Below are 14,971 nucleotides of genomic sequence, written 5' to 3' on the forward strand. Positions count from 1 at the left end.
AGACGTGCTTCCTTTGCGCATGAAGTCCAGTTGTAAGAGAGCTCTTCGAAGGGAAATTGTAGCCAGGCGAGCTCAGCTTTGCGTCAGATTCCCCAGCCGCACGGCGTTCAATCTCATAAAGGGCACAATGTACTACGCGCATTCGACCGCCGAACCCGTTCGCTCCAATTGGCAACCGTTGAATAGCCACCTCATCGCCGTCGCCGAAGTTGCGCAGCAGTTTGGCGCGCGGATCGGCATCGGACGTGCAGCTCGACTTGCCGGCTTGCTTCACGATCTCGGGAAATATACGCCACAATTCCAGGCGCGACTGTCCGGCGCGCAGGAACGGGTCGACCACTCCACTGCAGGCGCTGCCATCGTCGTGCAACTGGCGCGAGCTGTTAAAGCGGACGACAGGATCGTTGCCGAACTGATTGCCTATTGCATTGCCGGGCACCATGCTGGTCTGCCGGACAAGCAGGGAGAGACTTTTTCCACACTGTCCGAACGTCTCAATGGCTTTTCGGCTGCGGGGCTCGATCCTATCTGGAAGTCCGAAATCGCGCCCGAGGTTGCCGATCTCTTGCCGTCGTTCCCCAACTGGGAGAAGACGGACAGGACAAGGGCCGCCTTCCAACTCGGTTTCCTCGGGCGGATGATTTTTTCCTGCCTTGTCGACGCCGATTTCAAGGATACCGAACAATTCTATGCGTGCACGGAGGGGCGGCAGATCGGCCGCACCTGGCCGGAGCTGCAATCAGTCCTGCCCAGCCTGATCAAGGCCTTCGACACCCATATGGGCCAGAAGCGCAAGTCGGACACGCCGGTGAACGTCTTGCGAGCGAACATTCTCGACCATGTGCGTTCGCGTGCTTCCGAAAAGCCAGGCCTCTTCACGCTGACTGTGCCGACCGGCGGTGGCAAGACGCTTGCGTCGCTCGGCTTCGCACTTGAGCACGCCAGAGCGCATGGGCTCGGTCGCCTCATATACGCCATCCCTTTTACCTCGATCATCGACCAGACGGCGGCGATCTTTCGCGAAATACTTGGCAACGATGTCGTGCTGGAACACCATTCGGCCATTGAGGACGAAGAACGTCGCCCACGTGAACCACGGGATGCCGACAGCACGAAAGCCGACAGAGACAAGCTCAAGCTCGCCATGGAAGATTGGGCGGCGCCCATCGTGGTGACAACCAATGTGCAACTGTTCGAGAGCCTGTTTGCCGCGCGAACCTCGCGCTGCCGCAAACTGCACAATATTGCGAACAGCGTCATTATTCTCGACGAAGCGCAGACCTTGCCGCGTCCACTTCTCATCCCAGCCGTTTGGGCGCTGCGCGAACTTGCCGAGAACTACAATTGCAGCATTGTGCTGTGCACCGCGACCCAACCGGCGCTCGACCAACGGAAATTTCCGGCAAGGCATCCGGCCGGGCTGCCGCTGGAGGGTCGCGAACTGGCGCCGGATCCCGACGACATGGCGAAGAGGCTGGAACGTGTCAGGTTGGAGCATGGCGGGGTGATGGACGACATGGCCCTGCTGGCCGAGTTCAGCAAGACCGATCAGGGCCTCGTCATCGTCAACAGCCGCAAGCATGCGCTGGCGCTCTATCGGCAGGCGAAGGAAGCGGGACTCGATGGCCTCGTCCATCTGACGACACGTCAATATGCAGCGCACCGGCGCGAGATTCTGGCTGCGGTCAGGCAAAGACTGATGAACGGCGAACCCTGTCGCGTGATCGCAACCTCGCTGGTGGAGGCCGGCGTGGATCTCGATTTCCCGAAGGTGTTGCGCGCGGAAGCAGGGTTGGATCAAATAGCGCAGGCGGCTGGGCGCTGCAATCGCGAGGGGCGGCGACCAGTGGAGGACAGCATTGTCATTGTCTTCGAGGCACCGGAAAACCCGCCACCGCCCGAGATCGCGGGGCTATCGGGCGACATGGCCCGGATGATGGCAAGGCACGAAAAGCTTCTGTCGCCCGCCGCGATCGAGGATTTCTTCGGCGAAGTCTATTGGCGCATCGGCCCCGAAGGGCTGGATCGTGGACGCAACGACAGACTGCCCATAGTGGATAAGTTTCGGATCGGCAGCGGCGGCGTCACGAACTTTTCATATCGCTCGGTCGCCGAGAATTTTCGCATGATCGAGAGCGGCATGGTTCCGGTGATTGTCGCCCGAGACGAACAAGCGAAAGCGGCGATTGCAAAGCTGAGGATCGAGACGATTCCGTCCGGCGCGATTGCCCGTGACTTGCAGACCTATGTCGTACAGGTGCCGCCGAAGGCACGGGCACGGCTTATCGCCTGCGGCCATGTGAAATTTGCCGACGAGAGGCTGCGCGCTGACCAGTTTGCGGTGCTCATGACGCTTGGTCTCTATGACCCGGAAGTTGGCCTCGTTTGGGAGGACGCCGAATATTTATCGCAAGAGGCTATTGTCATTTAGTTCTTGATATGTTCCTTGCGTATTAAATGTCTCTGGGGAGGGGCGAATGTCTTTTGGCGTCAGGTTGAAGGTATCGGGGAATTATGCGTGCTTCACGCGACTGGAGATGAAAGTTGAGCGTGTCTCCTACGATGTGATGACGCCCTCCGCTGCCCGGGGAATATTGGAAGCCGTTCACTGGAAGCCGGCCATCAAATGGGTAGTGGACAGCATTCATGTCCTCAATCCCATTCGTTTCCAATCCATCCGCCGCAACGAGGTTGGCAGCAAGGTTTCCGTCCGCAACGTCAAGACGGCGATGAACCGCGGCAGCCTGGAAGGCCTGCATCTGCTCGTCGACGAGGACCGCCAGCAGCGAGCCGCCACCGTGCTCGTCGACGTCGCCTATGTCATCGAAGCGCATTTCGAGATGACCGACAAGGCGGGACCCGACGACAACGAAGGCAAGCATCTCGACACGTTCAACCGTCGCGCGGCGCGCGGGCAATGCTTCCACCAGCCCTGCTTGGGCACACGCGAATTCGCGGCAGCCTTCGAACTGCTGCCGCCTGGCGAACCATTGCCGGGAGCGATCAAGGAAACGCGCGACCTCGGCTTCATGCTTTGGGACATCGACCACGCGGCACCGGACAAGCCTTCGCTGTTCTTTCGGGCCGGTCTCGACAACGGCGTGATGCGCGTTCCGGCTCCCGATTCCGCGGAGATTCGGCGATGAGCATTTTGGCTTCGCTTGCCAAGGCCTACGACCGCCTGCCCGACGCGCCACCGTTCGGCTATTCCACGGAAAAGATCGGTTTCGTCATCTCGCTCAACCAAGATGGGACCGTGGCCAGCGTTACCGATCTACGAGATGGCACGGGCAAGAAGAAACTGCCACGCATGATGCAGGTGCCGGCGTCGTTTAAACGGCCTGGGATAAACCCTAAACCATTTTTCCTCTGGGATAATTCGGCGTTTGCACTTGGCGTCACTGCAACGGACGGCAAGGACGCTTTGTCACGCTGGCAAGTTTTCCGAGACACGCATTTGGCCAGCCTTGCCGAAACGAACGATTTTGGATTGTTGGCACTTCGATCCTTCATTGAAAAATGGGTTCCTGAGCAATTTGAAACATCAGGATGGCCGTCGGATTTGAAGGACCAGAACGTCGTATTTGCGCTCGAAACAGAGCGGCGGCAAGGTGGCTATCTTCACGATCGGCCAGCCGCCAAGGCTTTGTGGGCGGACCGAAGCGGCGGTGGCGGGGATGCCGTGTCGCTCTGCCTCGTCACCGGCTCGAATGGAGCGGTCGCGCGCCTTCATCCGGCAATCAAAGGCGTGTGGGGTGCGCAATCCTCCGGCGCTTCCATCGTATCGTTCAATCTCGATGCCTTCACGTCCTATGAGCACGAGCAGGGCGACAATGCTCCTGTCTCGGAAGCTGCCGCCTTCAAATATTCCACCGCGCTCAACACATTCCTTGCTGGCAAGACCAACCGCATCCAGGTCGGCGACACCTCCACCGTTTTCTGGGCTGATGCGTCCGACGCCGAAGTGGCGCGCACCGCCGAAGGCACCTTCGGTGCGATGTTTTCGGACGTCGATGAAGTCACCCAAGCCGGCAAGGTCGGCGATATCCTAGCTCGTATTCGCAACGGTCTGCCACTCAAGGAGATAGCCCCCGAACTTGAAAACGGCGTCCGCTTCTATGTCCTTGGTCTTGCTCCGAATGCCGCGCGGCTTTCGATCCGGTTCTGGTTCGAAAACGATTTCGGCGTGCTGGCGAAAAACTACCAGCGCTTCGTTGCCGAAATGGACATCGATCCGCCGCCGCGCGACGCGCACCCAGCGCTATGGAAATATCTCGCCGAAACCGCGGTGCTGGGCAAGCGCGAAAACGTGCCGCCGAATCTCGCCGGCGAATGGATGCGGTCGATCCTGACCGGCACCCGCTATCCGCTGACGTTGCTCTCGACTGTGCTGATGCGCATTCGAGCGGACGGAGAGGTAAGCGCTCTTAGGGTTGGCATCCTGAAAGCACTGCTCGTTCGAAATTTCAACAAAACAAATGGGGAGGCTCCCGTGTCGTTCGAACCGGAGAATAGAAACAAGGGCTATCTGCTCGGGCGGCTGTTTGCTGCCTATGAACAAATACAAACGGCCGCGCTCGGTCGCAACGTCAACGCCACCATCAAGGACAAATTCTACGGTTCGGCATCCGCCCAACCTCGCAAGGTGTTCGCCCTGCTCGACCGGGGATCAGCCAACCATCTTTCGAAGGTCGGCAAGCAAAGGCCTGGACACAGGATCAATCTCGAAAAGACCATCGGCGCTATCCTCGAACGCATGTCGCCCGACAGCGATCCCTTCCCGGCCTCCCTTTCCGCCCAAGAGCAGGCACTGTTCGGCCTCGGCTACTACCATCAGCGCGGCGAATTCTTCCGCAAACCCGAAACCGTCGACACACAGGATGCCGCATCATGAACGCCCTTTCCAACCGCTATGATTTCGTCCTGCTGTTTGATGTATCCAAGGGCAACCCGAACGGCGACCCGGATGCCGGCAACATGCCGCGGCTCGATCCCGAGACCAATCATGGTCTGGTTTCGGACGTCAGCCTCAAGCGCAAGGTGCGCAACTATGTCGAGTTCGCCAAAGGCGAACATCAGAGCTACAACATCTACGTCAAGGAAGGCGCGATCCTGAACGAGCAGCATCGCAAGGCCTACGTCGCGCTGCGCCCAGATGACGGGAAAGTCGCCAAGGACGCCAAGCTCAATCCTAAGAGCGACGATGAGGCGCGGGCGCTCACAAAGTTCATGTGTGCGAATTTCTTCGACGTTCGTACCTTCGGCGCGGTCATGTCGACCGGCATCAATGCGGGTCAGGTGCGCGGACCGGTGCAGATGACCTTCGCGGGCTCCATCGAGCCGATCGTGCCCCAGGAAATCTCCATCACCCGCATGGCGGCAACCAACGATGCCGAGAAGAAGCAACGGGTAGAAGGCAGTGAGGAAGGTAACGACCGCGTCGACAACCGCACCATGGGCCGCAAGCACATCGTGCCCTATGGTCTTTACCGCGCCCACGGTTTCGTCTCGGCGAAACTCGCCGAACGCACAGGCTTTTCCGATACGGACCTGGACTTACTCTTCGAGGCCTTGTCAACGATGTTCGAGCACGACCGGTCCGCCGCGCGCGGAGAAATGGCAAGCCGCAAGCTCGTCGTCTTCAAACACGCCAATACGCTCGGCAACGCACCGGCCCATGCGCTCTTTGATCGCGTAAGGGTTGGCCGCAACATTGACGGTGCGTTCCGCGATGTCGACGATTCGGGCATCGACAACTATCCGCCGGCCCGGAAATTCAGCGATTATAAAATCGAGATCGATCGTGAAGGGCTACCTGACGGCGTGGAGATCATCGAGCGTCTGTGACCATGGCGACGGGCGCGGGCGAAACTCTGGCCGTCCAGCCCGACGAACGGGATGCCGATCCCATTCCGCTCTCGGCGCTGCAGCACGCTGTCTATTGTCTGCGGCAGGCCGCACTCATCCACATCGAGCGAATGTGGGAAGAGAACCGGTTTACGGCGGAAGGCCATGTCCTGCACATCGCCGCCGACAGGCCGGGCATGCGGCGCGTGCGCGGCGTGCGTCGCGAATCTGCGCTTTCGATTGCGTCGAAACGTCTCGGCATTGCCGGCGTCGCAGACGTGGTGGAATTTCATACGGGCATCAATGGCGAAACGCCTTACCCTGTCGAGTTCAAGCGAGGAAAGCCGAAGCTGCACCGCGCCGACGAGGTGCAGCTCTGCGCTCAAGGGCTCTGCCTCGAGGAGATGACCGGAAGGCGGGTGCCGGAGGGTGCGCTGTTCTATGGCGAGACAAAGCGCAGGGTCACGGTGCCGTTCGATGCGGAACTGCGTCTGCTCACGGAGGAAACAGTCGCCCGGTTGCGCGAAATCTTCACGACGCGCCAGACGCCGAAGGCGATCTACCGTGCCGACCGCTGCCGAGCCTGCTCACTCATCGATCTCTGCCGTCCAAAGACCATGGCGAAATCGGCGCGTGACTGGCGCAACCGAACGCTGGTTTTGCTTTTGGAGGAAGACGCCGCGTCGTGAAAAAATTTCTCAACACGGTGTATGTCACGTCGGAAGGCGCCGGCCTGAAGAAGGACGGCGAGAATCTGGTGGCCGAGATCGAGGGTGTCGAACGCGCCCGCGTTCCGTTGCACATGCTCGGCTCCGTCGTTGTCTTCGGGGCGATCTACGTCTCGCCGGCGCTCATTGGCGCCTGTGCCGGCGCTGGCATCACATTGGTGATGCTCGACCGTGCCGGCCGGTTTCAAGCCAGGGTCGACGGACCTGTGGCCGGCAATGTGCTGTTGCGGCGGGCGCAGTATCGCGCGTCTGAGGCGCCGGAAGATATTGTGCGCGGCATGGTCGCCGGCAAGATATCCAACCAGCGGGCGGTGCTGATGCGCGGGCTTCGCGATTATGGCGAGGAGCTGGCACCGGGAGAGCGCGACCGTGTCGCTGATGCAACGAGGCGTCAGGTGCATATTTTGCGCAGGGTAAGCCTCGCCGGGCTCGACCTGGATCAGTTGCGCGGTGCCGAAGGCGAAGCTGCCGCGCACTATTTCAGCGTTTTCGATACTCTGATCCGTTCGCCTGATGCGCAAATGCGTTTTCGCGGCCGCTCGCGCCGACCGCCGCTCGACCCAGTCAATGCGCTGCTCTCATTCCTTTACACACTTCTGACTCACGACTGCCGTAGTGCGGCAGAAGGTGTCGGCCTCGACCCTGCAGTCGGGTTCTTACACCGTGATAGGCCAGGGCGGCCGAGCCTGGCACTCGATCTGATGGAAGAATTGCGCCCGGTCTTGGCTGATCGTCTTGCCTTGTCGTTGATCAACCGGCGCCAGCTACGCGCCGCCGACTTCGAGGTCCGCGACGGCGGCGCGGTCTGGCTTACCGACGATGGCCGCAAGACCGTGCTTGCTGCCTGGCAGGAACGCAAGAAACAGGGACGCCATCATCCATTCATCGAGGAAAATGCTCCGCTTGGCCTGGTGCCACACCTTCAAGCGCAGCTTCTGGCCCGTCATCTACGGTGACCTTGACGCCTATCCGCCTTGGTTCTGGAAGTAGTTCGTATGATGATGGTACTAGTGACCTATGATGTGAAAACTATGGAAGGCGACGGTGCCCGCAGGCTCCGCAGAGTAGCCAAAGCGTGCCAGGATTTCGGTCAGAGAGTTCAGTTTTCAGTGTTCGAGATCGAGGTCGACCCTGCCCAGTGGACCAAGGTGAAGGCCAGGCTGGAGCGAATTATCGATCGTCAGCACGACAGCCTGCGCTACTATTATCTGGGCGCCAGTTGGCAGCGGCGGGTGGAGCATGTCGGCGCTAAGCCTGCGGTCGACCTCGGCGGTGCCCTCATCGTCTGAATCCATTGTATGACAGCGCGAGACAGCGCGAACATAAAGCGTGCCGGAAAATCCCGACGGGTTCGCACCGGCGCTAGTTCTTTGAAATCGTGAAACTATCTACGCCAAGCTGGGTTGTCGGTCGACCCTCCGTCGGCTGAAGGATTATGTTCGCCTTTTAACTCGTCTTTCCTCAATTTTCGCAATCTGTTAGCTGATGCACTGTCGCCCCTCTCGCGGGGGCGTGGATCGAAACGCCTTGGCCCTTACGGCGTCCGGAGTGTTCGGATCGTCGCCCCTCTCGCGGGGGCGTGGATCGAAACGGAGGCCTTGTTGAGACAATGCGCTGGGCACCAGTCGCCCCTCTCGCGGGGGCGTGGATCGAAACCCGCACTACCTGCGCGATACTCTCGACCCGGAAGTCGCCCCTCTCGCGGGGGCGTGGATCGAAACTTGATGTCGGAACGCTACGCCTCGCAACAAATGCGTCGCCCCTCTCGCGGGGGCGTGGATCGAAACGCATATCGCAACACTGAGCGGGGTATCCGTCTCAGGTCGCCCCTCTCGCGGGGGCGTGGATCGAAACATGGTTCAACTCATGCAGTCGGTCATGCCGCAAAAGTCGCCCCTCTCGCGGGGGCGTGGATCGAAACCCTAGCGGCACAAAGACCGCCCATGCTGCCAGAGTCGCCCCTCTCGCGCGGGCGTGGATCGAAACGCCTTGATCTGCGCGCCTCCGACGCAACCGACTGGTCGCCCCTCTCGCGGGGGCGTGGATCGAAACAAACCCTTTTTGCTTGCCCGCGACACTGAACGGGTCGCCCCTCTCGCGGGGGCGTGGATCGAAACTACAATCCGGACCCGGCTGCGCCCTTCGACGAGGAGTCGCCCCTCTCGCGGGGGCGTGGATCGAAACAGGTCCTTGCCGCGCACATCCGGCATGGTGTCCAGTCGCCCCTCTCGCGGGGGCGTGGATCGAAACACCACAGCGGCCGCTCCATCGGATACAGCCCTTGTCGCCCCTCTCGCGGGGGCGTGGATCGAAACAGTTCGGCAGTCGTGCATTGCAGTGCTGCGGCAAGTCGCCCCTCTCGCGGGGGCGTGGATCGAAACGGCATAGATCGCCGCAACGGGCGTTCCATGTCGCGGTCGCCCCTCTCGCGGGGGCGTGGATCGAAACCAGAGCGGACAGTCGTTCAGCCAGTGGTTTCAGCGTCGCCCCTCTCGCGGGGGCGTGGATCGAAACCCCCGCACCCTACGACAAAGCCATTCTCATGGCTGTCGCCCCTCTCGCGGGGGCGTGGATCGAAACTGCGGCGGCCAGCGTCCCCACCGAAAAGGCCGCTGTCGCCCCTCTCGCGGGGGCGTGGATCGAAACCGCGCAAGGCAGTAGTTTTTGAAATTCGTATAGGGTCGCCCCTCTCGCGGGGGCGTGGATCGAAACTCCCAAAACGCAACAGCCTGCGCGTCAGGTTTGTGTCGCCCCTCTCGCGGGGGCGTGGATCGAAACAAGCATATCGTTCCCGACTTCGATCAGGCGGTAAGTCGCCCCTCTCGCGGGGGCGTGGATCGAAACCATACCAGTGATTATTGTTGGATCCGGTGTAGGGTCGCCCCTCTCGCGGGGGCGTGGATCGAAACGACACTGAGACGACTGGAAAGGCCAACTTCGGCAGTCGCCCCTCTCGCGGGGGCGTGGATCGAAACCCCGGCGACACACCGTTGATGGGAAACGCTTACGTGTCGCCCCTCTCGCGGGGGCGTGGATCGAAACTCTCGAATGATGGCTGTAACGCGCGCTGGCTGGCCGTCGCCCCTCTCGCGGGGGCGTGGATCGAAACATCTGCCTGATCGGCGGCATCGCGCACAAACCGAGTCGCCCCTCTCGCGGGGGCGTGGATCGAAACCGCCACCCCCGCGTCTATCGGTGCCTTGGGGAGGTCGCCCCTCTCGCGGGGGCGTGGATCGAAACTCGAACTCGAGTATGTCAGGGTGCGCGCCCTCCCGTCGCCCCTATCGCGGGGGCGTGGAACCGGGAACTGGCGCGTTGCATCATCGCCGCCAAGGTCGCCCCTCTCGCGGCGGCGTGGATCGAAACTCCTTCTCGCCCGGCCCGGGCGGCCGCGGCGTATGGTCGCCCCTCTCGCGGGGGGCGTGAATCGAAACTGGCGCTATTACCAAAAGCACACCGGAGCGGTCGGGCGGGCGCGTGGATCGAAACTACGAGGGTGTGCCGATCGGCCCGCTCCGATACAGTCGCCCCCCTCGCGGGGGGGGCGTGGATCGAAACCCATGCCTGCCAGTAGAATTCGTGCCAGTATTCGGGTCGCCCTCTCGCGGGGGCGTGGATCGAAACAAGACCGCGCTCTCGGCCGCGCTGAAAAACGTGCGTCGCCCCTATCGCGGGGGGCGTGGATCGAAACCAGAGAGGCGATCATCCTGGCGGGGCAGGAGAGCGCGTCGCCTCTCTCGCAGGGGCGTGGGTGAGGCCGTCAGATGGGATATCGCAACTCCGCTCTTTACACTCTCAAATATGTCGCCGAGATGCTCGGCGAGGAAGAAGAGTTGCTGCGTGATTGCTTGATCGAGATGTTCTCTGAAGACGGTTGCCTGAGCGCCTACGACGACTATCCCGCGACCGAATTAAGCGAAACTATCGTCGTCTTCACCGAAGACGGCATCGACAACCTTCGGCATATCGCAGACGAGCGCAGGGCTGCGGGTCACGCACCGCCGAAACCCACCGCAGAAAACCGTCGCCCGAAATCGTAGCCAGCGCTGCTCTGGCCGAATGGTTGCCGTTTTGGCGCGATCCTGACGTTTCCGAATCCACGAACGCAAAAACCGCCTCGGTTAGACCGAGACGGTTAGCGTACTATGACAGAAGTGGTTGCGGGGACACGATTTAAGGCTGCACACCGCCCTATAACTTGCAAAGGAGTCGAGTTAGCAAACGAATTCAGTGGCCGCACTATATTGGCGGTATCCCTCTGGCGACTTGAACCCCCGACCGTTGCTTAGGTCGCGCCCACCCTTTTGCACGCGCGCCCCTGCCCGGCCGTTGAACCCGTTGGGCGGCTTGCTAGTCTCCTAAGCTCCTAACACGGGATAGCAACCTGGAATGAACACGGCACTGCTTTTGATGGCTCAGTATGGAGGCAAGGCCATCATCCCGATCGATGACGTCTGCCGAGACTATTTCTCTCACCTGACGCCAACGAAGCTGGTCCGAAAGATTTCCACCGGTGAAATTGCCATTCCGCTGGTGCGGATCGAGAACAGCCAGAAGTGTGCGAAGGGCGTTCATCTCGCCGACCTAGCCAAATACCTGGAGTTCCGTACAGAGGCCGCAAGAAAAGAGATGAAGGGGCTCACGGAGTAGGTAGCAAAGGTGAAGAGTTTCGATCGCGCCCGCAGAAAGCCGCCCGGACTTTCCAACCCGATGAATCTTGTGAGAGTTTCCGGTAATGCGTTCGGTACGGCACGACTTCAACAAAGACGCGAACTGATGGCTGGGCGGCGACAATGGGGCGCAATGCGGTCATTCGCAGCGCGGACTGTGGATGTCACCGATGTGTCAAAATCTTCCGGTTCGAAGCAATAGCGGCCAGGTTAAATTTCTAAGTTCGCCAATTGATCGCCTGCACGGTACGGCATTCGGTACAGCATGACCCAAGAGACTTTATCCTAAGCTTTGAAATTTCTTGTCTTTTTCGTCTCAGTCCCTTCCATCCATCATAGGTGCAATAGCAAGATGTCGCTCTATCTTATTCATTTCATTATCTTTTTTCCGCCTCAGTCTGCCCAATACCTTGGGAACGACTGGTGTCTTGGCGTGATTGAGTTCTCTACGGCCACTTAATGCAGTCGAAAGTCAACTTGGGCCAGCGCTATCGCTGCATGATTTGTCATTAGTTCACGTCGCGGTTTCAGGATGTTTTGCATGGAACATTGATTTTAATGCCTGCCTTGGTCAAGGACGTGAGATACCGGTGCGGATCCGTGACGCCTGCCCCCATAGCTTTTCTCAGCGATGTGACTCCGTGAGCCACGACGCCTATCGCAAGTCCAATTCCCGCGACGATCAAACCGCCGGCGTCAAGACTTCCGGCATATGCACCGGCGGCGAGGCCCGCGGCGGCAGGCGTAGCCGCTTTTTCGCCGATGCTTTTGAGAAAATCGGCTCCCAAAGGAACCGCCTCTGCTCCAGCGAATTCCTTCCACCATCGCGATCCTAGCGGTTTGCCTGCATCCCATTTGCCAAGCACTTCGCTGATCATCTGCTTCATCTGGTCGTCGATGGTCCGCGGATCATCGGCTTGGATTTTGGCGGCGCGCCTGTCGAGATCGGCGAGTAGGTCTGTAATTGCCGCCTTTTCTTCACCAAGCTCGATGATCTTGTCCGCAGTGAGGGATCTTACATCGCCTTGCCATTCAAGCATGAATTCAAAGGCGCGGCGACCAGTTTGCGGTTGCGGGCCGACGGGCCATTCGGGATGCAGCCACGCGTTGTAGAGGTCTTGGTACCGCTTTTCGACGAGGAAGCGATGCAGACGTTCGTTCTTGTCGTCCGAGACGATATCGGCTCCGCGATATTGTGCGAAAGCAATCGATACGGTCGACATGATGACTTCGGCGAGATGTTCGTGCACCTCAATATACAGGTCCGGATCGTCTGGCTCAGCCTTATTCGGTTTCCAGCAAAGCTCGTTACTCTCGAGAAACCGCATCAGGTCCTCACAAAACTTCTCGCGATGGAGCTGGGCGCCGTAGACCACCGTGTCGTCTGAATCGCCAAGGCCGGGCCGGATAGTTTCAAGCCGCTGGCGACGCTTTTCACGCTGCTTCAAGGCACTGGACTTGCGTAAGCTCTTCAGGAATTTAGGATCGCCGGAGTCCTCCTTCAGCCTTGCGAGAAGCGCTTGAGCGGCCCTCTCCACCGGCGGTTCAGAAGTGAATGCTCTATCGAGCAGAGGCCCCTCTTCCCCTCCTTTGTAAGCGAACTCGGAAGACGCGGGATCATCCCAACGTTGGAAACCTGGCGGCACGAAGCGATAGACCTTTGGAAAGATCAGGAGAGCGCCCTTTAGCCAGTCAACGTCTCTGATATGGATGTAGGGATAGTACAGAGCCGGCTTCATTACTTCTCCTCCTTGGTCAGACGGCTCGTACGGCGTAGATGACGCTATCGATGTCGACCTGCTTGGGTTTGACGTCGTTGATTGGGCGTGACGATTGCGTTCATCGAAGACTCATTCGGTCTGTTTCGCAAATTGCTGCGCACCTCGACAGAAAGACGAGGATTTCAGTCTTTGAGACATGGCCGGCAAAATCTCGAACATCGACAAGTTGAGCCCGCCGACGGGCACACTCGTGATCCGTCCAGGACGGCGTAGTCATCCCATCGATCTCGACTTTGTTTGGAATAGCCCGCCACGATTCACTTAATTAAACTACGCGGCCCGCGTAATTGGGGCAACAGCTATCTGATCTTGAGGAGTCGTGTAGAAACGTGATGGCGTCCACAATCGCAATGGCATTGCTCGCCCCGGCCGGGAAGCATGGATGCTTTGGCTACGGCTGCCACCGTGGAACGGATGTTTCGCATCAGGGGCTGATCAGGACGAGAGCGATAAATTAACAGGTGCCTTTCTTCACTCAGAAATGGCCATATGCACTTGGCAAGGCTTATTCTTTTGTCAGGCTTCTGGTTGCCGACACCTCAAGGAATGCTTGTGCCTATCGATAGCATGTCTGACTCACCGGTTCTGTTGGATCAAAAAAACACTGTGTTAGCATCAAAGAACGTGCTTACATATAAGCTTGGCAGCGCCTTGAGGGGGCAGCGCTCATGCAAGCGGTTATTCTCACCGCAATAAAATTGCTTGGGGATAGTTTGGCTCGGTGCCTGAGGGATACCGTGGATATTTCTGTTGTCTCGGTCACAGGCGAAATATCTCAATTGAATGAAATATTAGCTTCTCAAGCTGTCGACATAATATTGATCGATATGACGCAAAACATGGATCTCGATGATGTCCGCGCCCTCGCCGTCTCGGCGCCGGAAGTGGTGTTGATCGCGCTCGGATTGAAAGAGCAGCGCCAAGATGTAATCCGCTGCGGCAGGGCCGGTTTCTCGGCATACGTCGCGCGCGACGCGAGCGTAGAAGCCGTTGCCAAGGCAATGCGAGACGCCATATCGGGGCGCCTGGCATGCCCGGCGGAAATATCGAGCGGGCTGCTCCGGGCGCTGTTTCGAGCCGAGGTTCGTTCCGTCGATCCGGACGAGGACACCCCGCTGACCAATCGCGAGGGCAATGTCCTGCAGCTCATCGGCCGCGGTCTCACCAACAAGGAGATTGCGCGCGAACTCAATCTCAGCGTCGCAACGGTGAAGCACCATGTCCACAACGTGCTTGAGAAACTCAAACTGCCGCGTCGCGCCCACGCCATGCGCAGGGTGCGCGAGCGCCCGTGGATAGCGTCGTAGGAACCGTGATCCTATCGTCTATTTCAACACCCCGAAGTCGACTACGAGCCGGCATGGCGAAGTCCCTGCCATCAGCCATTCGGCTTGATACATTCCATCGCCGAGTCCACTCGCAAACATCGCGATATTGCGTTGATCACCCCTGACAGGGAAATGCATATTCCGGTTTCCGGTCTGTAGGCCGTCGGGACTGGCGCTGGCTGCAAATTCTTTTTCCAGCACTGCTTCATAATAGCTGGTGTCCTTACGCTCATGCTGAAAAGCCATCAGCCTGTTGGCGAACAACCGTCTGGTATCTTCGTCGGTGAAGCAAGCCAAACCCGACTCCACGTGTATTCCGGCCTTGTCGGTCGTGTTCTGCCGCTGCGCCGGTGTGGCGCTATCCGGTTCGTCCTCGTTGAAGATAACTGCCGCAAGAGCAACACGCTCGCCCCATATGTCCATGGGCGCCTGCACCAGTCGAACTGCGTAGTGTCCCGGCGTCAATTCCAGGTCCAATGGTCCGGCTTCCCCTACGGAAAACGGATCGCAGCACACCAGCCGACCCGTGGGAAGGTAAAGTCTCCCCATGTCGATTTCCTTGATCAATCGGTTACGCTGGTATCCGCCCTTCGCCCAGTTCAGGCAAACGCTCATCC

General features: G+C 59.4%; 12 protein-coding genes and 1 CRISPR repeat array. Of the genes, 10 read left to right on the forward strand and 2 right to left on the reverse strand.

Annotated features, from left to right (window positions below):
* Nucleotides 1-178 precede the first annotated feature (178 nt).
* From cas3 to NKI52_RS18485, 9 genes are all read left to right on the forward strand, one after another.
* Nucleotides 179-2,431, forward strand: a complete 2,253-nt coding sequence (cas3, locus tag NKI52_RS18445) for a CRISPR-associated helicase Cas3' (protein WP_352698918.1) — start codon at nucleotides 179-181, stop codon at nucleotides 2,429-2,431.
* 46 nt (nucleotides 2,432-2,477) lie between these two features.
* A complete protein-coding gene (cas5c, locus tag NKI52_RS18450; RefSeq protein WP_352698920.1) occupies nucleotides 2,478-3,146 on the forward strand; it encodes a type I-C CRISPR-associated protein Cas5c in 669 nt (222 codons plus the stop codon).
* A complete protein-coding gene (gene cas8c, locus NKI52_RS18455; RefSeq protein ID WP_352698922.1) occupies nucleotides 3,143-4,894 on the forward strand; it encodes a type I-C CRISPR-associated protein Cas8c/Csd1 in 1,752 nt (583 codons plus the stop codon). Before cas5c ends, cas8c begins: the two co-directional genes overlap by 4 nt.
* Nucleotides 4,891-5,847, forward strand: a complete 957-nt coding sequence (gene cas7c, locus NKI52_RS18460) for a type I-C CRISPR-associated protein Cas7/Csd2 (RefSeq protein WP_352698924.1) — start codon at nucleotides 4,891-4,893, stop codon at nucleotides 5,845-5,847. Before cas8c ends, cas7c begins: the two co-directional genes overlap by 4 nt.
* 2 nt (nucleotides 5,848-5,849) lie before the next feature.
* Complete coding sequence (gene cas4 / locus NKI52_RS18465; RefSeq protein WP_352698926.1) at nucleotides 5,850-6,536, forward strand: CRISPR-associated protein Cas4; 687 nt, start codon at nucleotides 5,850-5,852, stop codon at nucleotides 6,534-6,536.
* The gene (gene cas1c / locus NKI52_RS18470; protein ID WP_352698928.1) at nucleotides 6,533-7,531 is read left to right on the forward strand and encodes a type I-C CRISPR-associated endonuclease Cas1c; all 999 of its coding nucleotides are present in this window, start codon (nucleotides 6,533-6,535) and stop codon (nucleotides 7,529-7,531) included. Before cas4 ends, cas1c begins: the two co-directional genes overlap by 4 nt.
* 42 nt (nucleotides 7,532-7,573) lie before the next feature.
* Nucleotides 7,574-7,864 (forward strand): CRISPR-associated endonuclease Cas2, encoded by a 291-nt coding sequence (cas2, locus tag NKI52_RS18475; RefSeq protein ID WP_352699031.1) that lies wholly within the window; start codon nucleotides 7,574-7,576, stop codon nucleotides 7,862-7,864.
* Between the two features lie 203 nt (nucleotides 7,865-8,067).
* Nucleotides 8,068-9,815: a CRISPR direct-repeat array (repeat unit 32 nt; unit sequence GTCGCCCCTCTCGCGGGGGCGTGGATCGAAAC).
* A 524-nt stretch (nucleotides 9,816-10,339) separates the two neighbouring features.
* Nucleotides 10,340-10,615: a hypothetical protein gene (locus NKI52_RS18480; protein ID WP_352698930.1), complete on the forward strand. Its 276-nt coding sequence runs from the start codon at nucleotides 10,340-10,342 to the stop codon at nucleotides 10,613-10,615.
* Nucleotides 10,616-10,964: 349 nt separating this feature from the next.
* Entirely contained in the window at nucleotides 10,965-11,225 is a 261-nt protein-coding gene (locus NKI52_RS18485; RefSeq protein WP_352698932.1) for a pyocin activator PrtN family protein, read from the forward strand.
* Nucleotides 11,226-11,772: 547 nt separating this feature from the next.
* Here NKI52_RS18485 and NKI52_RS18490 read toward each other — a convergent pair.
* On the reverse strand, nucleotides 11,773-12,984 hold the full coding sequence (locus tag NKI52_RS18490; protein WP_352698934.1) for a hypothetical protein: 1,212 nt from the start codon (nucleotides 12,982-12,984) through the stop codon (nucleotides 11,773-11,775).
* Nucleotides 12,985-13,694: 710 nt separating this feature from the next.
* Here NKI52_RS18490 and NKI52_RS18495 point away from each other — a divergent pair.
* The gene (locus tag NKI52_RS18495) at nucleotides 13,695-14,333 is read left to right on the forward strand and encodes a LuxR C-terminal-related transcriptional regulator (RefSeq protein WP_352698936.1); all 639 of its coding nucleotides are present in this window, start codon (nucleotides 13,695-13,697) and stop codon (nucleotides 14,331-14,333) included.
* A gap of 18 nt (nucleotides 14,334-14,351) precedes the next feature.
* On the opposite strand, the gene NKI52_RS18500 is transcribed toward NKI52_RS18495, so the two are convergent.
* Nucleotides 14,352-14,969 carry a DUF4241 domain-containing protein gene (locus tag NKI52_RS18500; RefSeq protein WP_352698938.1) on the reverse strand — a complete coding sequence of 206 codons (618 nt, stop codon included), beginning with the start codon at nucleotides 14,967-14,969 and terminating at the stop codon, nucleotides 14,352-14,354.
* Nucleotides 14,970-14,971 lie beyond the last annotated feature (2 nt).

It is taken from the genome of Mesorhizobium sp. M0590, assembly GCF_040320905.1.
Lineage (GTDB): Bacteria > Pseudomonadota > Alphaproteobacteria > Rhizobiales > Rhizobiaceae > Mesorhizobium.